Here is a 20656-nt window from a genome sequence, read left to right on the forward strand (position 1 = left end):
TTGTGAAAAAGCCTTTGATCCTGTAAGGCAGCGCCAAATGCGGCGATCCGGTTTCTGGCCGGGGTCGTCGCCATGTTTATTCCTGCATGGTTCAGCCGTTTGCCGCCGCCCTTCGCGGCCCAAGGTTTTGGGATCATGCCAAAGAGGCCTCGATCCCCTATGTCGCTGCGCAATATCGCTATCATCGCCCACGTTGACCACGGCAAGACCACGCTGATCGACGTCCTGCTCAAGCAGTCCGGCTCGTTCCGCGAAAACGAACGCGTCGAAGAACGCGCCATGGACAGCAATGACATCGAGCGCGAGCGCGGCATCACCATTCTCGCAAAAGTGACCTCCCTGCTGTGGAAGGACACCCGCATCAATATCGTGGACACGCCCGGACACGCCGATTTCGGCGGCGAGGTCGAGCGCATCCTCTCGATGGTCGATGGCGTGGTCATCCTGGTCGATGCCGCCGAAGGCCCGATGCCGCAGACCAAGTTCGTGCTGGGCAAGGCGCTGGCCCAGGGCCTCAGGCCCATCGTTGCCATCAACAAGATCGACAAGGCCGACGAGCGTCATATGGAAGTGCTCGAAGAGATCTTCGACCTGTTCATCGCGCTCGACGCCACCTCCGAGCAGCTCGATTTCCCGGTGCTCTATGGTTCGGCCAAGCAGGGCTGGATGGCCATGGAGCCCGAGGGTCCCAAGAACGACCTGGGCCCGCTGCTCGACAAGGTCATCGAGCATGTGCCCGAGCCGACCGTCGAAGAAGGCCAGTTCCGCATGCTGGTCACCACCATCGAGCGCAACCCGTTCCTCGGCCGTATCCTGACCGGCCGCATCACCTCGGGTTCGGTCAAGGCGAACGATCCCATCCACACCCTCAATCGCGAGGGCAAGGAAGTCGAAAAGGGCCGCATTTCCAAGGTCCTGGCCTTCCGTGGTCTCGAGCGTACTCCGGTCGATGTCGGCGAAGCCGGCGACATCGTCGCCATTGCGGGCCTGGTAACCTCCACAGTGGCCGATACGCTCTGCGCGCCGCAGGTTACCACGCCCATTGCCTCCAAGCCGATCGATCCGCCGACCCTGTCGGTCACCTTCCGCATCAATGACGGCCCGCTGGCCGGCCGCGAAGGCGACAAGGTGCAGTCCCGCGTCATCCGCGAACGGCTGATGCGCGAAGCCGAGGGCAACGTGGCCATCCGCGTCACCCCTGGCGATGACAACGACTCGTTCGACGTGGCCGGCCGCGGCGAATTGCAGCTGGCCGTGCTGATCGAAAACATGCGCCGCGAGGGCTTCGAGCTCACCATCGGTCGCCCCAAGGTGCTGTTCAAGGAAGAGGACGGCGTCAAGCTCGAGCCGATCGAGGAAGTCATCATCGACGTCGATGACGAGTTCACCGGCACGGTCGTGCAGAAGCTGACCGAGCGCAAGGGCGAGCTGACCGACATGCGCGCCTCCGGCGTCGGCCGCACCCGCATTCGCCTGCTGGTTCCCACCCGCGCGCTGATCGGCTACCAGCCGGAACTGCTGAGCGACACCCGCGGCACCGCCATCTTCAACCGCCTGTTCCACGAATTTGTGCCCTATAAGGGCGACCTGCCGGGTCGTCGCACGGGCGTGCTGATTTCGAACGGCACGGGCCAGTCGGTGGCGTTTGCGTTGTGGAACCTGGAAGACCGCGGCCCGATCATGATCGATGCCGGCGTCGACATCTATGAAGGCATGATCATCGGCGAGCACAGCCGCGACAATGACCTCGAGGTCAATGCGCTCAAGGGCAAGCAGCTCACCAATATCCGCACCACGTCCAAGGACGAAGCGGTGCGCCTGACCACGCCCAAGAAGCTGACGCTGGAACAGAGCCTCGGCTACATTGCCGAAGACGAATATGTGGAAGTGACCCCCAAGTCGATCCGCCTCCGCAAGATCTGGCTCGACCCCAATGACCGCAAGCGCAACATGCGGGCGCAGAAGTCGGCTTAGGCTCCGATACCCCTTCTAGCCTCCCCCTGACAGGGGGAGGAACAGACTGAGTTTGTGGCACCGATGTGCCCCTCCCACCGCGCGGTCCCTCCCCCTATGAAGGGGAGGCTAGGTGGGGGTTCCGGAGGAAAGACATGACCGACTGGATCATCCAGACCATTGCCCAACTGGGCTATCTCGGCATCTTTCTCGTCATGCTGGCGGAGTCGATCTTCCCGCCGATCCCCTCCGAGCTGATCATCCCCTTTGCCGGCTTTGCCGCCGCCAATGGCGATCTCAATCTCTTCGGCGTGCTTGTCGCCGCCACCGTCGGCGCTGTCGTTGGCATGCTGCCCTGGTACTTTGCCGGGCGCCTGTTCGGGCTCGAGCGCGTGCGCTGGCTGGCCAATCGCTATGGGCGTCTGCTCACCCTCAATGCCGAAGAAATCGACGTCGCCGTCGGCTTCTTCCGGCGCTTCGGACCCATCATCGTGCTGATCGGCCGGCTGATGCCGATTATCCGCACGCTGATCTCCATTCCGGCGGGCCTCGCCCGCATGCCGCTGCCGGTGTTCCTGCTGGCCTCCACCACGGGGGCGCTGATCTGGAACACGGTCCTCACCCTCGCCGGCTATCTGCTGCATGAGCATTACGAGCTGGTGGAAGTGGTGCTCGATCCGCTGAGCTATATCGTGCTGGCGGCGGTGGTGCTGCTCTACCTCTTCCGCGTCATCACCTGGAAGCCGAGCCGGCTGCAGAGCTGACCGCTTGCAGATTGCGAGGCGCCTCGCATTCTGCAACGCGTCCAGCGACGCAAAACGCTTTTGTTCACAACACTTTAATCTCTGCCCCCCGGTTTGCGGGCTTCTTGCATCTGGCACGCTTCGTGCAATGCAGGGCCTGTCCGGAGAGTGTAGTTTTGCGTACCGGACCCAAAGTCATTGGGGCCTCGTTCCGTGCGACCGGAGCGAGGTCCTCATGCTTTGCGCGACCCTTGCCGCAAAGCCTTTCAGCCACTAAGTATTTGCCAGCTTTCACTGCCGCGTTCTCGAACGCAAAACCGGCAGCCACTTTTGCTGAGAACGCTCTAACCGGAGACGCCCATGCGCGCCGTGCTCGACATCATCCTGCTGATCCTCGATCTCTATCGCTGGGTGCTCATCGCCATGATCATCATGAGCTGGCTGATCTCGTTCAACGTGATCAATACCCGCAATGGCTTTGTCGAAGGCCTGTGGCGTGTGCTCAACCAGCTCACCGAGCCGGTGCTGCGGCCCATCCGCCGCGTCATGCCGAACTTTTCCGGCCTCGATATCAGCCCGATCATCGCGTTCCTCGCGATCATGTTCATCCAGCTGATCATCGGCTACTACATCTATCCCGCCGTGGCGCGCGCCGGCATCTAGCCCTGTCACCGCTGCCCAAATGCTATCGGCTCAGCCCCAGCGGGCTGAGCCTTTTCGTTCGCGTCACCCCCAATGCCGGGCGCGATGCCATCGAGGGCGTCGAAATCCGCGATAACGAAACCGCCGTGCTGCGGGTCCGCGTCAGCGCCGTGCCCGACAAGGGCAAGGCCAATGCGGCGGTAGTGGCGCTGCTGGCCAAGGCGCTGGGCGTACCGAAATCGGCGGTGAGCGTGGTGAGCGGGGAGACGGCGCGGATGAAGACGCTTGATGTGGTGGGCGACGGGGCGGCCTTGGCCCTTGCGGTGAATGCCCTCGACAGCGCCCCAAGCAGCAGCCGTCACCCTCGGGCCTGACCCGAGGGCTCTTCACTTATTGAGCGCGCAGCAAGTCCAGAGCCCTCGGGTCAGGCCCGAGGTGACGATCGAGTTGGCCGATCCCCTCGGTGGCCCAGCCCACCGCGACAAAACATCGCAATATCCATTGCTTAACCAAACAATCCCGCTAATCTCCACCCTTGGAAGGGGCTCTAGGAGGGCAGGGCGTGCGGGTTGGAGGACCGGCATGGCCATTGCGTTGAGTCCCCGGAGGATAAATCTAGAGGGACTATTTCGATGACTTTGGCACTCTGGCTGATCGTCCTGTGCGGCGCTCTGTCCATCGTTTACGGCGTCCTGACGACGCAGCAATTGCTCGCCGCCGATAGTGGCTCGGCCCGCATGCAGGAAATCTCGGCAGCCGTCCGGGAAGGCGCATCGGCCTATCTCAAGCGGCAATATACCACCATCGCCATTGTCGGCGTGGTCATCCTGATCGCCGCCTTCTTCCTGCTGGGCATCTATGCCGCCATCGGCTTCCTGCTCGGCGCGGTGCTCTCGGGCGCGGCCGGCTTCATCGGCATGAATGTCTCGGTACGCGCCAATGTCCGCGTCGCCCAGGCCGCCATTTCCTCGCTCGGCAAGGGGCTCGATCTCGCCTTCAAGTCGGGCGCGGTCACCGGCATGCTGGTGGCGGGGCTGGGCCTGCTCGGCGTTACCCTCTATTTCATCATCCTCACCCAGTTCCTGGGCTTTGACCCGACCAGCCGCACCGTCATCGATGCGCTGGTGGCGCTGAGCTTCGGCGCTTCGCTGATCTCCATCTTCGCCCGCCTCGGCGGCGGCATCTTCACCAAGGGTGCGGACGTCGGCGGCGACATGGTGGGCAAGGTCGAGGCCGGCATTCCGGAAGACGATCCGCGCAACCCGGCCACCATTGCCGACAATGTGGGCGACAATGTCGGCGACTGCGCCGGCATGGCGGCGGACCTGTTCGAAACCTATGTGGTGACCATCGTCGCCACCATGGTGCTGGCCGCCATCATCCTGCCCGATGCGTTCAAGCTCATCGGCATGGTGCTGCCGCTGGCCATCGGCGGCGCTTGCGTCGTGACCTCGATCATCGGCACCTATTTCGTCAAGCTGGGTGCCGATAACAACATCATGGGCGCGCTCTACAAGGGCATCATCGCCACGGGCGTGCTGTCGCTGGTCGCTTTGCTGCCGGTGCTGTGGCTGATGTTCGGCGACATGAACGTCGCGATCGAAGCATCGGACAAGACCTTCACCCCCTGGGCGCTGTTCTGGTGCGGCGTGGTGGGCCTCGTGATTACCGGCCTCATCATCGTCATCACCGAATATTATACCGGCACCAATCGCCGGCCGGTGAACTCGATCGCCGAGGCCTCGGTGACCGGCCATGGCACCAACGTCATCCAGGGCCTCGCCGTGTCGCTGGAATCGACCGCCCTGCCGGCCATCGTCATCATTGCCGGCATCATCGTCACCTATAACCTGGCGGGCCTGTTCGGCATCGCCTTCGCCGTTGCCACCATGCTGGCCCTGGCCGGCATCGTGGTGGCGCTCGACGCGTTTGGTCCTGTGACCGACAATGCCGGCGGCATTGCCGAAATGGCCGGCCTCGACAAGGAAGTGCGCCACAATACCGACGCGCTCGATGCCGTGGGCAACACCACCAAGGCCGTCACCAAGGGCTATGCCATCGGCTCGGCCGGCCTTGGCGCCCTGGTTTTGTTTGCCGCGTATACCCAAGATCTGATCTTCTTCTCGGCCAATGCCGAGCCGGGATCGTTCTTCGACGGGCTGGGGCCGCTCACCTTCTCGCTGGCCGATCCCTATGTGGTGGTGGGCCTGCTGTTTGGTGGCCTCCTGCCCTTCCTCTTCGGTGGCATGAGCATGACCGCCGTGGGCCGCGCCGCGCAATCGGTGGTGGTGGAAGTCCGCCGCCAGTTCAAGGCCGATCCCGGCATCATGGCCGGCACGTCCAAGCCCGACTATGCAAGGGCCGTGGACATGCTGACCAAGGCGGCGATCCGCGAAATGATCGTGCCGAGTCTGCTCCCGGTGCTGTCGCCGATCGTCGTGTTCTTCGTGATCTACTGGATCGCGGGCGCCGCGGCCGGCTTCTCGGCCCTGGGCGCCATGCTGATGGGCGTCATCGTCACCGGTCTCTTCGTGGCCATCTCCATGACCGCCGGCGGCGGCGCCTGGGACAATGCCAAGAAGAGCTTTGAAGACGGCTTCACCGACAGCCACGGCGTCACCCACCACAAGGGGTCAGATGCTCACAAGGCCTCCGTCACCGGCGACACCGTCGGCGACCCCTACAAGGACACGGCCGGCCCGGCCGTGAACCCGATGATCAAGATCACCAATATCGTGGCGCTGCTGCTGCTGGCGGTGCTGGCGCATCTGGGGTAGGCGCCGATGCAGCCCTCATGGTGCGCTTGTCGAACCATGGGGGCGGTCGGACTGGAATGAAGCAGGCCCGGGGGGGAACCCCGGGCCTTCTTGTCTGGATCGATCGGCGGACAGCGCCCATACGATCCGCGTTCCATAGTTAACCTCCCGCCAGAACAGCAAATTACAGATGTAATCCCCCTCCCAGAGTCCCGCCCCCATACTCAGCGCCATTCCCGCACGACAACTGCGCGGTCGCGACGAACGGTCGTGTGCGGGGATGCCGGTGGGGCTGGAGTCGTCCGGTCCGGCGGGGGAAATCGAGCAGCTGCGCTTGCAACACAGCGTACCTGACCAACCCGCAACAAATCCCGGCGCGATGGCGAGGCCTTTGCCTCACTTTACTTGCGGACTACCCGCACCGGGGCAATGGCCTCGCCATCCGAGCAGTTGCAGACCGGAGGCCCGCTGGCTGATCCGGATATCGGTGCTTGCAAAATTCGTGGCTCGACATGTCGAAGCCGTCACGCCCCGCTCGTCGTCTGGTCAGATGGCGGCCGAAAGGGGCGCCAGCCAAACGGGAGAATCCAAGAATGCGTAAAGTCACAGCCGGCCTGTTCTATTCCGTCGATGGCGTTGCCGAGGCGCCCGACCAGTTTCAGTTCGACAGTTTCGATGACGAGCTGGGGGCGATGCTGGGTAGTGTCATGGCCGATGTCGACACGGTGCTGATGGGGCGGGTGGGGTATCAGGAATGGGCCGGCTACTGGCCCAATGCCGGACAGGACATGGATTTCGCCGGCTTCATCAACGCCGTGCCCAAATTCGTCGTCTCCGATACGCTCAAGCCGGAGGACCTCGGCTGGAGCAATTCCAGCCTGATAGAAGGTGATCTGGACGCCTTCGTGCGCGAGCTGAAGGCGCGGCCGGGTGGCACCATTGCGGTCATGGGCGGCATGTCGCTGGTGAGCCAGTTGTTGCTGGCGGGCCTGATGGATGAGCTGACGCTGATCATGCATCCGGTCATATCAGGCAAGGGCCGGCACCTGTTCGATGCGTCGACGCCCACGACGCGGCTGACCCTGCTGCGCAGCGAGATCACCTCAAAAGGCAATGCCGTGCTGACCTATGGCAGGAACGACAGCTAAAGCGCGGCCAGCTGGGCAAAGGCGCGCTGCCTTGGCGGCGCGGCCAGCAGGGCGGCGATGGCGGCGACGCAGTCCTGGGCGGTCATGTGGCCGGTATCGACCGCGAGGTCATAGAGGCCGGGCACATGCACCGCATCCTGCCAACGCTGCACCGGTTCGGGTATGCCGGGGCCGGAGGCATAGAGGCCCTGGGGATCGGCATTGCGGCGCGCCATGATGGTCTCGATCGGGCAGTAGACGCCCACCAAGAGCACGTCATGCCCGGCAAGGCGCCGGGCGCAGGCGGGCAGGATGCCCAGGGGCCGCGAATAGGCATCGTGGTGGCCGAGGTCGGCCACTACGTCCAAGCCGGCGCGGGCGTGGGCGGCAATGGCGTCGTAGAGCGCGCCATAGAGCGCCACCACGTTGGGTTCGAGGTCGGGCCGTTCGCCGCCCGGTCGCAAGCCTATGCCCGGCAGCAGCTGCGGTGGCAGGGTGCGGTTCTGGGCATCGACACCCAGATTGATCCAGCGGCCGGGCAGGCTTTCCTGCATGGCTTTGGCGATGGAGGATTTGCCCGAGCGGGGCGCGCCGTTGAGGATGACGATGCGCCCGCTCATGGTGCTACTTGGCGTTCTTGTGCATCTCGATGGAATCGAGGATCACCTTCTTGGCGTCCTCATAGCCGCCGACATGGGAGATCTTGGCCCACTTGCCGGGCTCGAGATCCTTGTAGTGGGTGAAGAAGTGCTTCACGCGCTCGACCTGGATCGGCTGCATGTCGCCGATATCCTTGATGTCGTCATACATCTTGGTGAGCTTGGAAACCGGCACGGCAAGGATCTTCTCGTCCTGGCCGCCATCGTCTTCCATGAACAGCACGCCGATCGGGCGGCAGCGCACGACCGCGCCGGGGACCAGGGGGCGAGAATTCATGACGATGACGTCGAGCGGATCGCCATCGCCGCACAGGGTGTGGGGCACGAAGCCGTAATTGCCCGGATAGCGCATGGGGGTATAGAGGAAGCGATCGACGAACAAAGCGCCACTGGCCTTGTCGATCTCGTACTTGATCGGCTCGCCGCCCATGGGGACTTCGATGATGACGTTGAGATCGTCGGGCGGGTTCTTGCCGGTCGGGATGGCGTCGATGTTCATTTTGGCTTCAGCTCTCATTCATCGGGGAGGCGACAAAGTGGCTGGCGTTGTGCCCAACACAGGCCGCAAAGGCAAGCCAGTTTGGCGCAACCCTGCTCATCCGGACGCTTCCCGAGGAAACCAATGAAACAGCTCCTGGCCGCCGCCCTTGCCCTTGGCGCCCTCGCCACCCCTGTATATGCCGGCTTCAACAGCGCCTATACCGATATCGATCTGGACGAATGCCTGGTGCTCGAGGCCGATGATTTCGGCGCCAGCTGGTCCTGCCCGGGCTACAAGGGCTATCCGCTGATGGTGACCGAGGGGGACCTGCGGTTCTCGCTGATCTATGGCTTCGGCGCGAAAATGGCCGATGGCCAGACGCTGCCGCCGTTCAATCATGTCGGGGAAAAGCTCGAATGGCGGCTCAGCAACGAACTGGGCCGCTGGATGCCCATCGCCACCATCGTGCGCTACTACACGGCCGACCCGGAAACGGGCGAGGACAAGGGGCAGGTGCTGGTCGTGACGCAGCTGGTCGAGGGCAATAGCTGCCACATCGCCTATATCGATGCGCTGGCCAATCCCAATGCCAATGAACTGGCGCGGGAGGCGGCCGACAAGGCCGGCAGCTTCGAATGCGCCCGTGACGAGGTCGAGATCATCGGCAAGTTCACGGCCTATTAGGCCTTCTCGGATTTGCCGACCTGGTTGCGCAGAATGGTGCGGTCACGGGAGGAGACGCCGATCAGTTCGGCGACGCGCCAGACCATGTTGTCTTCCAGCTCGTGGTTCTTCTTGTCGGAAAACACCACCATCCACATCATGCGCACGATTTCGATGCGGTCTTCCATGTCGAGCTGGGTGAGGCCCGAGGTGAACTTGTAGAAGTCCACCGCCTCGGCATCGCGCAGGGCGGCCTCGCGGACCAGCTTGTCCACGGCGGCTTCATCGAGCGCATAATGGTCCATCAAGGCGCCCTTGATGGCATTGCGCTCGCTGTCCTTCATCTGGCCGTCGACGGCCGCCAGATGCACCAGCAGCACTGCCACGGCCAGTTTTGGATCATGGCTCGACAAAGCCGCTTCGGGCTTGTTGAACAGTCGGGTAATGGCCTCGAACATGGCGGCAAGCCTCCTTCGGGGGAGCGGCAGGAACGTCGAAAGGGTTTGCGCGCCGGGAGGCAGGCAGGAGCAGAGTTACCAGCCCGGCGGATTTCCTCAATGGGCGACGAGGGGGCTCACGCGCTCTTGACCGGGCTTGATGCGGAAGCGCCACACTCGATGTGAGCCGATGTGACGAAAAGGGACTCGACTCCGGCGAGATTCGGAGTCATCGTGTTCCTGTTTTGTTCACATGGGGATTGGTGCGATGCCCTCGCCCGACCAGCGACAGCGCCTTGCCGCGCTGCGGGAGACCATTGCCGATATCGAGCGCAAGCCGGCTCTGGCCGAAGCGCGCGCCCTGGTTGAGCAGCAGCAGGGTGAATTTCCCCGGCTGGCCGGTGGGCTGCTGCAGGAAATGTTCACCGACGAGCGCCGTAATGCCGGGGCGCTGCTCGGCTTTGCCCTGGCGCAGGCCAAGGGCCTGCTCACCGCGCAGCGGCTGGCCGTGGTCTATCTGCAGCTGGGTGACGAGGCGCAGAAGCTGGGCATGCCCTATGGGCCGGGGCTGTTGAGTTTTGGGTTTGATCCGGACGCCCTGGTGCTGGTGCGCGCCGCCAATGTGGCCGAGCTGCTCTGGGCGGCCGAGGAAGCCATTGCCTGCCGGGCGGTGGCGGCTGTTGTGGCCGATATTGGCAGCCATGCCAAGCTGCTCAATTTCACCGCCAGCAGGCGCCTCAGCCTGCGCGCCGCCGCCACCGGTGGTTCGATCTTCCTCTTGCGCTACGGGCAGGGGCGCGAGGCCAGCGCGGCGCATCTGCGCTGGCGCCTGTCTCCCGCCCGCAGTGCTCATGGGCGCTACGACGCCAAGGCTCCCGGAGCCCTGCGCTGGCTGGTGCAGCTCGAAAAGGGGGCGATCATCAAAAACCAGACCGAGTTTGTGCTGGGTTGGACGGAAAATGGATTCGCAACATTCACTGCTCAGCGCCGCGGTACAGACAGGCGCATCGGCGGCACGACGCTTCCTCGTGCTGTTCCTGCCCAGCTGGCCGACGGATTACCTCAAACGGCGTGATGGCCAGCTCCAGGGGCCGCTGGTGCTCCATGAGCGCATCAAGGGCGGGCTGCGGCTGGCGGCGGTCGATGCCGAAGCGGCGCGGCGCGGCCTCAGCATCGGGCAGAACCTGGCCGATGCACGGGCCATGGTGCCCGATCTTACCGTGCGCGAAATGGACCGTCCGCTGCTCGAAACCGCCTTTGCCGATTTTGCCGACTGGCATTCCAATGCGAGCCCCTTGGTCTCGGTCATGACCGATGTCACCGGCTTTGGCGACCTGGTGCTAGACATAACAGGGGTGGCCCATCTGTTCGGCGGCGAGCGGGCCATGCTGCGCCTGTTGCTGACGCGGCTGCGCGACCTCGGCTATACGGTGGCGGGCGCCGTCGCGCCCACGATCGGGGCGGCCTGGGCGGTCAGCCATTTCGCCCGCAGCCAGGTGCTTGAACAGGCCGATCTTGAAACCGTCCTCGATGCGTTGCCGGTCCAGGCCCTGCGGCTTGCCCCGGCGCAGGTGGCCGGTCTTACCCAGATGGGGCTCAAGAGCATCGGCCAGCTGCGCCAGCGCGAGCGCAAGCCGCTGCAGGCCCGGTTCGGCGTGTCGCTGCTGACGCGGCTCGACCAGGCCTATGGCCTCATCCAGGAGCGGATGACGCCGCGCCTGCCGATGGCCGAACGCTATGCCGAGCGGCGTTTCGCCGACCCGATCGGGCTGATGGACGATGTGCTCATGACCTGCCATGACCTGGCCATTCAGCTGTCCATCCGGCTGGAGGCCGAGGGGCAGGGCGGGCAGGCCTTTCATCTCTTCCTCTACCGGGTCGATCACAAGGTGATGGCGCTCTCGGTCAATTCGGCCCGGCTGACGCGCGACCCGGAACACATCACCAAGCTCTTTTCCAATCGCTCGGAGCGGCTGGAGGGCGAATATGATGCCGGCTTCGGCATCGACATGATCCGGCTGGCGGTCAGCTCGGTCTCCGAGCTCGATGCGGTGCAGCTGGGCGCCTTCTCGCATCAGGGCGTGGCCGAGGATCTCGACCAGCTCAATGACCGGATGAGCAGCCGGCTGGGCATAATGGCGGTGCTCAGGACACAATTGGTCGAGAGCCACATTCCCGAGCGCGCGGCGCGCCTGGTGCCGGCGCTGGCCGCCAGCAACGATCAGGCCCGCGACAGGGCCTGGCCCCTTCCGCCGCGGCCATTGCGGCTCCTGCCGGTGCCGGAAATGGTGGCGATCAATGCCGAAGTGCCCGAAGGGCTGCCCGCCTCGATGATCTGGCGGCGCGAAAGCTACAAGATCGAAAAGGCCTCGGGTCCCGAGCGGCTGGGGGCAGAATGGTGGCGCAGCGGCCAGCGGCTGCAACTGGTGCCAACCGAACCGCCCAAAAAGGGGGAGACACCGCCCCATATTCCCAATCTGGCCCTGTTCGAGCCCGATGCCGTGACGCGGGATTACTACGTGGTCGAGGACGCTGCCGGCCGTCGCTTCTGGATCTACCGGCAGGGCTTCCACCGGGACGGCGAGCCGGCAGTCTGGTACCTGCACGGATTTTTCGCATGAGCCAGGTCGTTGCCTTCGATCCGTCGGCAAGGGCCCGGTCGCGGCCAGCGCAGCCCCCGGTTGACTATGCCGAGCTGGTCTCCACCACCAATTTCTCGTTCCTGCACAGCGGCTCGTCTCCCGAGGAAATGGTTTCGGCCGCCATGCATCTGGGGCTCAGCGCCTTTGGCGTTACCGACCGCAACAGCTTTGCCGGCGTGGTGCGGGCCTATGTGGTGGCGCGCGACAACAAGGAACGCTTTCCCGCCTTCCGCTATCTGGTCGGGGTCAGGCTCTGCTTTGCCGATGGCACGCCAGACATCATTGCCTATCCCACCAACCGGGTGGCCTATGGGCGGCTGTGCAAGCTGCTGACCGTAGGCAATCAGCGCGGTGAAAAGGGCAAGCCGGTGCTCTATTTCACCGATCTCTTCGGTTCGGGCCATCCGGCCTCGGCCAGCGAGCAAGGTCCGCCCGAAAACTACGCGCAGGGCCAGCTGTTTATCCTGATGCCCGACGAGACCGATTGGGGCCTGACGGCACAGACCCTCGATACGCTGGCGCGGCTGGCGCCCGACCGGGTCTGGGTGGCCGGCGCGCCGCGTTTTGACGGGCAGGACCGGGCCCGCCTCAACCGGATTGCGGAACTGGCCAGGGTCCACCGCGCCAGAATGATCGCGACCAATGATGTGCTCTATCACGAGCCCGACCGGCGCATGGTGCAGGATGTCGTCACCTGCATTCGCGAGCACCTGACGCTTGAAAATGCCGGCTGGCGCCTGGCTGCCAATGCCGAGCGGCATCTCAAGCCGGCCTATGAGATGGCAAGACTATTCCGCGAGCATGCCGATGCGATCGCCGAGACGCAGCGTTTCATCGACCGGATCGATTTCAGCCTCGACCAGCTCAAATACAATTATCCCGAGGAGACCATCGGCAATGGCGAGACTGCGCAGCAGACGCTGGAGCGACTAACCTGGGCGGGCGCGGCCAAGCGCTATCCTGATGGGCTCTCGGACAAGCTCAAGCGCAGCCTGTGGTCCGAGCTTTGCCTCATCGCCTATAAGGGCTATGCCGCCTATTTCCTGACCGTGCATGACATCGTCATGTATGCCCGCAATGAGCGCAAGATCATGTGCCAGGGGCGTGGCTCGGCCGCCAATTCCACGGTCTGCTTCTGCCTGGAGATTACCGAGGTCGACCCTGAAAACGCCAATCTGGTGTTTGGCCGCTTCATTTCCACCGAGCGCGACGAGCCGCCCGATATCGATGTCGATTTCGAGCATGAGCGGCGCGAGGAGGTGATGCAATATGTCTACAAGAAATATGGCGGCAAGCGCACCGGGCTGACGGCCAATGTCATCTCCTATCGCTCCAAGAGCGCTATCAGGGAAACGGCCAAGGTGTTCGGCGTTTCCGATGACACCATCAACGCCTTCAACCAGCTGCATTGGGGCTGGGGCTCGAGCCTGGATCTGGCCGGCATCGCCGCCATAGGGCTCAATCCGGACGATCCCGTGCTGGCGCAGATGTTCGAGGTGGTCAAAGTCCTGCGCGGTTTTCCGCGCCACCTCAGCCAGCATGTCGGCGGCTTCGTCATCACCCGGGATAGCCTCGAAAGCCTGGTGCCCATAGGCAAGACGGCGATGGACAGCCGCATGATCATTGAATGGAACAAGGACGATATCGACGCTCTGGCCATCCTCAAGGTCGATATCCTGGCGCTGGGCATGCTGAGCTGCCTGCGGCGCAGCTTCGAATTGATGCAACTGCATTACGGCAAAAAGCCTGCGCTGACCGAGCTGTTGGCCGAGGAAACGGGCAAGGGTCCGTTCGCCAGGGAACGGGTCTATGCCATGACCCATCGCGCGGACACGATCGGGGTGTTCCAGATCGAAAGCCGGGCGCAGATGTCGATGCTGCCGCGGCTCAAGCCGAAGGAGTTCTACGATCTGGTCATCGAGGTCGCCATTGTCCGGCCCGGGCCGATCCAGGGCGGCATGGTCCATCCCTATCTCAAGCGGCGCCAGGGCCTGGAAGAGGTCAAATATCCCAGCGAAGCGCTCAAGGCCGTCTTGCACCGCACCCTGGGCATTCCGCTGTTCCAGGAACAGGCGATGCAGATCGCCATTGTCGGCGCCGGCTTTTCAGCCGGAAAGGCCGATCAGCTGCGCCGCGCCATGGCGGCCTGGCGGCGGACCGGCAGGATTGCCCAGTTCGGCGATGAGTTCATCGGCGGCATGATCGCCAATGGCTATGAGATGGAATTCGCCAAGGCCAGCTTTGCCCAGATCCAGGGCTTTGCCGAATATGGCTTCCCCGAAAGCCACGCGGCGTCCTTCGCGCTGCTGGTCTATGCCTCGTGCTGGCTCAAATGCCACTACCCTGATGTCTTCGCCTGCGCGCTGCTCAACAGCCAGCCCATGGGCTTTTATGCCCCCAGCCAGATCATTCGCGATGCCATCGAGCATGGGGTGGATGTTCGCCCCGTCGATGTGAACCTTTCCGATCTCGAATGCGTGCTCGAGCAGAGCCTGCGGGACGATGGCGCGCCGCGCCGGGCCCGCGATCATCTCTGGCCCCAGCATGCCGACATGGCCGGTGACATCCATTCGGACAAGGCGATCCGGCTGGGCTTTTCACAAGTGGTGGGCCTGCCGGAGGCCGATATCAACATCATCGTGGCCCGGCGCGGCGCCGGCTATGACTCCGTCCGCGATCTCTGGCTGCGGAGCCAGGTCTCGATCGCATCGCTGGAAAAGCTCGCCCGGGCCGATGCCTTCGCCTCGCTGGGGCTGTCCCGGCGGGAGGCGCTCTGGGCGGTCAAGGGTCTTGTCGGCACGCATGGGGCCGATACGCTGCCGCTGTTCGAGGCGGCCGGCAGGGTGGAAACCGAGGGTGACATCGAGGCGGGCCTGCCCAAAATGCTGCCGGGCGAGGAGGTCATCCACGATTACTCGACGCTATCCTTCTCGCTCAAGGGACACCCCCTGCAATTCATCCGGCCCCTGCTGGAGGCGCGCCGGGTGACGCGCTCGGAGCAGCTCCTGCAGGTCAAGCCGGGCAGTCGGATCGAGGTGGCGGGGCTGGTGCTGGTGCGGCAGCGGCCGGGCACCGCCAGCGGGGTGATTTTCGCGACGCTCGAGGACGAGACCGGCATTGCCAATATCGTCATCTGGCCCAAAGTGTTCGAGGCCAATCGCAAGACCATACTGGGTGCGCGCATGCTGGCCGTGCGCGGACAGTTGCAGCGCGAGGGGCTGGTGGTCCATATCATCGCCGAGCAGCTGACCGATATGACGGGGCACCTGCTCGACCTGGCCAATGGGCAGGATATTGGTAACCGGGTGCTGGCGCGCGGCGACGAGGGCAGGTCAGGGCCCCAGCCCGGCCGTGACGGCCATGCGCTGCGCGAGGTGGAGCGTGCCCGCCGCGAGGCCTATGCGGCGCTGCCGGGGGGCCGCAATTTCCACTGAGGTGCCGACTAGGCGAGGATGCGGTCGATCGCCCCGGCCAGCGCGATGTCCTTGTCGGTGAGGCCGCCGGCATCATGGGTGGACAGGCGGATGGTGACGCTGTTGTAGCTGTTGGACCAGTCCGGATGATGGCCGGCCTTTTCGGCGGCCAGCGCCACCCGGCTCATGAAGGCGAAGGCCTCGGAAAAGTCCTTGAACTTGAAAACGCGCGCGATGCTGCCACTCTTGTCCTCATAGGTCCAGCCGCCCAGCCCGCGCAGACCCTCTTCCCGCTGAGCCTCATTCAGTTTCTCAACCATGCTTCACCTGTCATTTGCCGTTGCCGGGAGCCGCGCAAAACGAGGGCGCCGCAGCCAGTGTTAACGTCTTGGCAAGCAGTTTGGTCGCAGCCTGAAGCAAGCTCGGACCGGCGCGGCAAAGGCCAAGAACAGCCGCTACGCCCCTTCATATCCACGAGCGGGAGGACGTGCGCGTGGTTTGGACAAGACGACTGGGCGCGCTTGCCCTTGCCAGCGTCCTATCCGTTTCTGCCAGTGCCGCCGACCTCGTCGTCTACCACAACTGGGCTTCCCCGGCGGAGCTGGCGGCCCTCAACGTGCTCCGCGACGGGCTTGAGGCGCAAGGTCACCGGTGGATGCCGCTCGCCATTCCGCATGACGCCAATGGCGATATCAACGTGATCCAGCTCATCGAGGGCGGCACCACGCCCAATGTGTTCCTGCAGATGCAGCCCGAAATCTACCGCACGCTCGAGCGGCAAGGAAAGGTGCTGCATCTGGACGAACAGCTGGCCGGCAATGGCGCGCTGGCGCAGCTGCCACAGGTGGTGCGCGATGCCATCACCATCGATGGCGCCATCGTCAAGGTCCCGACCGCCATCCATGCCGATGCCATGCTCTACTATAGCCGCGCCGTTGCTGCCGCGACGGGGGTCGATCCTGAGGACTGGACGTCGCTGGAGGACATGTGGAGCGACTTCGACGCGGTGCGCGCCGCGGGTTTCCAGCCGCTCGCCATTGGTGCGCAGCCCTGGCAGGTGGGCTATCTGACCCATGCGCTGGTGGCCAGCCTGGGCGCACCCGGCGTCTATGCCGGGCTCTATGGGGAAACCACCGATCCGGCAGTGCTATACGACGCCAGTCTGCTCGAGGTCTTTGCCTGGCTGCGGCGCTTCCAGCAGGAAGCCGATGCCGGGGCCTTGCACCGTGACTGGAACATGGCCACCAGCATGGTGATATCAGGCACAGCGCTGCTGCAGCTGCAGGGCGACTGGATGAAGGGTGAATGGACCGCGGCAGGCAAGAACGATACCGACGATTTCGGCTGCCGCTTCGTGCCGGGCGCCGCCCACCTGCCTGTTACCGTCGACAGCTGGGGCCTGCTGGGCGGTGTTTCGCCCGAGATGGAGGCTGCCGAACGCGCCTTTGCCGATCTGGTGGTCGATGCCGAGGTGCAGGTGCGCTTTGCTGCGGCCAAGGGCTCAACCCCAGTGCGGCTCGACGCCGGCGGGGCTATCGATTCCTGTTCGAGAAAGGCGCTGCAGGCGCTGGATCGTGCCGATTTCGCGCTGCCCACGCCCCACCTCACCGCGCCGCCGGCCTGGATTGCCGCCGTCTGGGCGGTGGCCAATCAATTTTGGAGGGATGTTGACATGACGCCGGCCGATGCAATTGCCGCCCTCAAGGCAGCGCAGACTGCCTTTTAGCGCCAGCCAGCGGCAGGGCGCGCGGCCAGATCGTTAAGCGGCCATTCACCCTGCCATCGGGAATATCCCCGACCCCACGCCCGGCAGGCGTTTGCAGCAAGGCGATCTTAAGGCCTTGGGGCTTGTATGCATGCTGACAAGGGGAACCGTGTGTTTACCTCAGCGCGAAAAACGATGCCAGCGCACGACTACGTGTCTGTTCTGCGTTCGGTCTACGGTGACCGGCGAGCGATGCTGGCTGGCTCGGCCGCCAGCGCCATTACCGCCTGGCTGACCGCCTACAAGACCGATTCGCTTGCGCTCTACCTGGTCACTGCCGCCTTCATCGTCATTGGCCTGGTTCGCTACCTCAACATGCGGGCCTTCTGGCACGCCAGTGTCGAGGACGAGGACGCCGAGGCGGCCGAGGTCTGGGAACACCGCGCGGTGATCTATGGCAGCCTGTTGGCCGCGGTCTATGGCGCCTGGTGCCTGATTTCGATGGGCGTGGTCAAAGACCCCTTCGCCGAGCTGGCCAGCGCGTCGATCTCCATTGCCGTCATGGTCGGCATCGTGGCGCGTAATTTCGGCCTGGACCGGCTGGTGGCGCTCCAGATGGTGCTGGTCATCGTGCCGCTATCGGCGGGCTTTGCCCTGCATGGCGATATCTACCACGTTGTCCTGGCCGCGCTGCTGGGGGTCATGCTGGCCAGCTTCCGCAAGCTGGCGGCCGATGTGCGCACCATTCTGCTCAGCGCCGTGCATGGCCGGGTCGAGGCCTCGCGCCTCGCCGCCGAACTCGACATGGCCATGGCCACGCTCGAACACGGGCTCTGCCTGCTCGACGAGCAGGGCGTGGTCTGCGTGGCCAATGAACGCGCCGAGCGCCTGTTCGCCGGCGTGGGCGTGGAGCCGCTTGTGGGCCAGCCTTTGCGCGCCGTGCTCGAGAGCCTGGCTGACAAGGGCGTATTGCCACGCGACGCCACCGACCGCCTCATCGACATCGTCGCGCATGACAAGTCGGGCAAAGTGCTGCTCAGCCTGACCGATGCGCGCTATTTCGAGGTGACCGTGAGCACGCGTCAGGGCCGCTCCGTGCTGCTGTTCGAACATATCAGCGAGCGGGTTGCCACCGAGGAACGCATCAGCTTCATGGCGCGCCACGATGTGCTGACCGGCCTGCCCAACCGCACCTATTTCGGCGAGCTGACCAGCGAGGACCTCGACGCCCGCCGGGCCGAAAAGAACGAGCCGATGCGGGTGGTGTCGCTGATGATCATCGACATCGACGACTTCAAGCACGTCAATGACAGTTTCGGCCACCTGGTGGGCGACGAACTGCTGATGCAGGTGGCGCGGCGCTTGCGCCGGGCGCTGCCCGATGATGCGGTTCTGGCTCGGTTGGGTGGCGACGAATTCGTGGTTTATCGCCGCGATGTCGGGGGGCAGCAGCCGGTCGATGGCGATGCACAGGCGCTGCTCGATGCCTTCGAGGCGCCGTTCCTGCTTGAGGGCCTCAACCTGCAGACCAGGGTCAGCATCGGCGTGGTCACCAGCGCCGACGCCCACGACCAGATCGACGACCTGATGACCAAGGCCGATCTGGCACTTTACTCGGCCAAGGGCGACGGCAAGGGCAAGAGCCAGGTCTTTCATGCCCAGATGGACATCGACTATCACTATCGCCAGCGGCTCAAGGCCGACCTGCGTCAGGCCATCCAGACGGGCGGGCTGGCGCTGGCCTTCCAGCCACTGATCGATATCGCCACCCGCAAGGTCGTAACCTGCGAGGCCCTGGCACGCTGGAACCATCCGGAACTGGGACAGGTTCCGCCATCGGTCTTCATTCCGCTGGCCGAGGAAACCGGCCTCATCTCAGACATTACCGGCTGGGTGATCGCCGAAGCGATCCGCCAATGCCGGAGCTGGCCCGGCGACGTTGCCGTGGCGGTCAATGTTTCAACGCGCGATTTCCGCGGCATGGATGTGGAGAAGGTGGTCGATGCGGCCTTGAAAGCGTCAGGTCTGCCCCCGACCAGGCTCGAGATCGAAGTCACCGAAACGGCTTTGATCGAGGAGCCGGAAATCGCCAAATCGGTCCTGGCAGCCCTCGCCGCCAGGGGCGTGGAGATCGCGCTGGACGATTTCGGCACGGGCTATTCCTCGCTCAGCTACCTGTCGGCGCTGCCCTTTTCCAAGCTCAAGATCGACCAGTCCTTCGTCCAGGATATCGAGCACGACCAACGCTCGCTGCGGTTGTTGGCCAATGTCGCCAATCTGGGTCGGGACCTGGACCTGACAGTGGTGGCCGAGGGTGTCGAGACCTCGGGGCAGTTCGAGCTTATGCTGGCCAAGACGCAGATCCAGCAGGTGCAGGGCTACCTGTTCAGCCGGCCGCTGCCGGCCCGCGACATCGCCGAATTGATCACGCACCTCAACCATGAGACCGTGGTGTCGGCAAAACGCCGCAATGGTTAACACGCCTTAACCAGCTGACATACCACACCTATTCGCTGACGCGCCGCCACCTGGCGCCCGCCTCGGCAATTTTTCCTTCTTGGGCTTATGCCTAACAAAAGGTTAATGTCCCGGCAGTCGGCGGGGATTTAGTGGTATGAGTTCGGCATCCCAAAGGACGGCGCCTGGCGCGGCGTCGCGTTTTGCAGCGAGTCTGATCGACATTCTCGATCGCCTGCACTACCGGCGCGTATCACCCGAAGAACAGTTCGATCCGGTGTACCGGCTGCGCTACGAGGCCTATCGGCGGGAAGAGTTCATTCCCATCAATTCCCAGCAGATGACCCGCGACGCCTATGACGATGCCGACAATTGCCACTGCTTCGGCGTCTATATCGATGACCAGCTGGTGAGTTCGATCCGGCTGCATATCGCCACCGCGCAGAACCCGACCTCGCCCAGCGCCGCCATCTGGCCGGACGTGTTGGGAGACATCATCGCCAAGGGCGGCAGCTATATCGATCCGAGCCGGTTCACCGCCGATCACGACGCCTCGCTGGCCTTTCCCGCTCTGCCCTATCTCACCCTGCGCACGGCCGTGATGGCCTGTGCGCATTTCAATGCCACCTACTGCATTTCCTCGGTCCGGCCGGAACATGTCGCCTTCTACAGGCGGGTCTTCGGTTCAGAGCAACTGGCCGGCGAAGGGTATTGGGGTGAACTGACCTTCCCGGTCTGCCTCTATGCGTCCTACATCCCGGTGATGCTGCCGCGTGTCCTCAGCCGCTATCCGTTCTTCGATTCGACGGAAGAAGAGCGGCAGGCGCTGTTCGACACCAGCTCGAACGCCCGCCAGCGCATCATCCGGCCGACGGCGCGCCTGGCGCAGTCCATGCGCGAGCATGAAACGGAAACGGCCTGATACGGTCTTGTGGGGGAATGGTGCCGCATAGGTGACTCGAACACCTGACCCCATCA

Annotated in this window: 17 protein-coding genes; 13 read left to right on the forward strand and 4 right to left on the reverse strand. The window is 64.0% G+C overall.

Annotated features, from left to right (window positions below; genetic code table 11):
* Positions 1-159 precede the first annotated feature (159 nt).
* From typA to IH615_RS08760, 6 genes are all read left to right on the forward strand, one after another.
* Entirely contained in the window at positions 160-1974 is a 1815-nt protein-coding gene (gene typA, locus IH615_RS08735) for a translational GTPase TypA (protein WP_291361427.1), read from the forward strand.
* A gap of 134 nt (positions 1975-2108) precedes the next feature.
* Positions 2109-2717 carry a DedA family protein gene (locus tag IH615_RS08740; RefSeq protein ID WP_291361428.1) on the forward strand — a complete coding sequence of 203 codons (609 nt, stop codon included), beginning with the start codon at positions 2109-2111 and terminating at the stop codon, positions 2715-2717.
* A 339-nt stretch (positions 2718-3056) separates the two neighbouring features.
* Complete coding sequence (locus IH615_RS08745) at positions 3057-3359, forward strand: YggT family protein (RefSeq protein WP_291361429.1); 303 nt, start codon at positions 3057-3059, stop codon at positions 3357-3359.
* Positions 3360-3370: 11 nt separating this feature from the next.
* Positions 3371-3712 (forward strand): DUF167 family protein, encoded by a 342-nt coding sequence (locus IH615_RS08750; protein ID WP_291361458.1) that lies wholly within the window; start codon positions 3371-3373, stop codon positions 3710-3712.
* A gap of 258 nt (positions 3713-3970) precedes the next feature.
* Positions 3971-6115 carry a sodium-translocating pyrophosphatase gene (locus tag IH615_RS08755; protein ID WP_291361430.1) on the forward strand — a complete coding sequence of 715 codons (2145 nt, stop codon included), beginning with the start codon at positions 3971-3973 and terminating at the stop codon, positions 6113-6115.
* 572 nt (positions 6116-6687) lie between these two features.
* Complete coding sequence (locus tag IH615_RS08760; protein ID WP_291361431.1) at positions 6688-7242, forward strand: dihydrofolate reductase family protein; 555 nt, start codon at positions 6688-6690, stop codon at positions 7240-7242.
* Here the strand turns inward: IH615_RS08760 and IH615_RS08765 are convergent.
* Both IH615_RS08765 and ppa read right to left on the reverse strand, forming a co-directional pair.
* Complete coding sequence (locus tag IH615_RS08765; RefSeq protein ID WP_291361433.1) at positions 7239-7841, reverse strand: chloramphenicol phosphotransferase; 603 nt, start codon at positions 7839-7841, stop codon at positions 7239-7241. The two genes, IH615_RS08760 and IH615_RS08765, sit on opposite strands and share 4 nt — an antisense overlap.
* A 4-nt stretch (positions 7842-7845) precedes the next feature.
* Positions 7846-8379 carry an inorganic diphosphatase gene (ppa, locus tag IH615_RS08770; protein ID WP_291361435.1) on the reverse strand — a complete coding sequence of 178 codons (534 nt, stop codon included), beginning with the start codon at positions 8377-8379 and terminating at the stop codon, positions 7846-7848.
* Positions 8380-8502: 123 nt separating this feature from the next.
* On the opposite strand from ppa, the gene IH615_RS08775 reads away from it, so the two are divergent.
* Entirely contained in the window at positions 8503-9045 is a 543-nt protein-coding gene (locus tag IH615_RS08775) for a hypothetical protein (protein ID WP_291361436.1), read from the forward strand.
* On the opposite strand, the gene IH615_RS08780 is transcribed toward IH615_RS08775, so the two are convergent.
* Positions 9042-9482, reverse strand: a complete 441-nt coding sequence (locus IH615_RS08780) for a TerB family tellurite resistance protein (protein WP_291361438.1) — start codon at positions 9480-9482, stop codon at positions 9042-9044. The genes IH615_RS08775 and IH615_RS08780 overlap by 4 nt on opposite strands.
* Positions 9483-9729: 247 nt before the next feature.
* Here IH615_RS08780 and IH615_RS08785 point away from each other — a divergent pair, with 247 nt between their 5' ends.
* Genes IH615_RS08785 through IH615_RS08795 form a run of 3 tightly spaced genes read left to right on the forward strand, consistent with a single transcriptional unit; the run spans position 9730 to position 15537 of the window.
* Entirely contained in the window at positions 9730-10536 is an 807-nt protein-coding gene (locus tag IH615_RS08785) for a hypothetical protein (RefSeq protein ID WP_291361440.1), read from the forward strand.
* On the forward strand, positions 10421-12082 hold the full coding sequence (locus IH615_RS08790) for a DNA polymerase Y family protein (RefSeq protein ID WP_291361442.1): 1662 nt from the start codon (positions 10421-10423) through the stop codon (positions 12080-12082). Before IH615_RS08785 ends, IH615_RS08790 begins: the two co-directional genes overlap by 116 nt.
* Entirely contained in the window at positions 12079-15537 is a 3459-nt protein-coding gene (locus IH615_RS08795) for an error-prone DNA polymerase (RefSeq protein WP_291361444.1), read from the forward strand. The genes IH615_RS08790 and IH615_RS08795 overlap by 4 nt, the downstream gene beginning before the upstream one ends.
* Positions 15538-15545: 8 nt before the next feature.
* Here IH615_RS08795 and IH615_RS08800 read toward each other — a convergent pair whose 3' ends face one another.
* Positions 15546-15836, reverse strand: coding sequence for a 4a-hydroxytetrahydrobiopterin dehydratase (locus tag IH615_RS08800; protein ID WP_291361446.1), 291 nt, complete (start codon positions 15834-15836; stop codon positions 15546-15548).
* Positions 15837-16009: 173 nt separating this feature from the next.
* On the opposite strand from IH615_RS08800, the gene IH615_RS08805 reads away from it, so the two are divergent.
* From IH615_RS08805 to IH615_RS08815, 3 genes are all read left to right on the forward strand, one after another.
* Positions 16010-17242: an ABC transporter substrate-binding protein gene (locus IH615_RS08805; protein WP_291361448.1), complete on the forward strand. Its 1233-nt coding sequence runs from the start codon at positions 16010-16012 to the stop codon at positions 17240-17242.
* 192 nt (positions 17243-17434) lie between these two features.
* On the forward strand, positions 17435-19699 hold the full coding sequence (locus IH615_RS08810; RefSeq protein WP_291361449.1) for an EAL domain-containing protein: 2265 nt from the start codon (positions 17435-17437) through the stop codon (positions 19697-19699).
* Positions 19700-19835: 136 nt separating this feature from the next.
* Positions 19836-20600, forward strand: a complete 765-nt coding sequence (locus tag IH615_RS08815) for an acyl-homoserine-lactone synthase (protein ID WP_291361451.1) — start codon at positions 19836-19838, stop codon at positions 20598-20600.
* Positions 20601-20656: the final 56 nt, after the last annotated feature.

This window comes from Devosia sp. (assembly GCF_014860165.1).
Taxonomy (GTDB): domain Bacteria; phylum Pseudomonadota; class Alphaproteobacteria; order Rhizobiales; family Devosiaceae; genus Devosia.

Coding starts and splice junctions, on each gene's coding strand:
- typA (WP_291361427.1), top strand. CDS start 160: ATGTCGCTGCGCAATATCGCTATCATCGCCCACGTTGACCACGGCAAG.
- IH615_RS08740 (WP_291361428.1), top strand. CDS start 2,109: ATGACCGACTGGATCATCCAGACCATTGCCCAACTGGGCTATCTCGGC.
- IH615_RS08745 (WP_291361429.1), top strand. CDS start 3,057: ATGCGCGCCGTGCTCGACATCATCCTGCTGATCCTCGATCTCTATCGC.
- IH615_RS08755 (WP_291361430.1), top strand. CDS start 3,971: ATGACTTTGGCACTCTGGCTGATCGTCCTGTGCGGCGCTCTGTCCATC.
- IH615_RS08760 (WP_291361431.1), top strand. CDS start 6,688: ATGCGTAAAGTCACAGCCGGCCTGTTCTATTCCGTCGATGGCGTTGCC.
- IH615_RS08765 (WP_291361433.1), bottom strand. CDS start 7,841: ATGAGCGGGCGCATCGTCATCCTCAACGGCGCGCCCCGCTCGGGCAAA.
- ppa (WP_291361435.1), bottom strand. CDS start 8,379: ATGAACATCGACGCCATCCCGACCGGCAAGAACCCGCCCGACGATCTC.
- IH615_RS08775 (WP_291361436.1), top strand. CDS start 8,503: ATGAAACAGCTCCTGGCCGCCGCCCTTGCCCTTGGCGCCCTCGCCACC.
- IH615_RS08780 (WP_291361438.1), bottom strand. CDS start 9,482: ATGTTCGAGGCCATTACCCGACTGTTCAACAAGCCCGAAGCGGCTTTG.
- IH615_RS08785 (WP_291361440.1), top strand. CDS start 9,730: ATGCCCTCGCCCGACCAGCGACAGCGCCTTGCCGCGCTGCGGGAGACC.
- IH615_RS08790 (WP_291361442.1), top strand. CDS start 10,421: ATGGATTCGCAACATTCACTGCTCAGCGCCGCGGTACAGACAGGCGCA.
- IH615_RS08795 (WP_291361444.1), top strand. CDS start 12,079: ATGAGCCAGGTCGTTGCCTTCGATCCGTCGGCAAGGGCCCGGTCGCGG.
- IH615_RS08800 (WP_291361446.1), bottom strand. CDS start 15,836: ATGGTTGAGAAACTGAATGAGGCTCAGCGGGAAGAGGGTCTGCGCGGG.
- IH615_RS08815 (WP_291361451.1), top strand. CDS start 19,836: ATGAGTTCGGCATCCCAAAGGACGGCGCCTGGCGCGGCGTCGCGTTTT.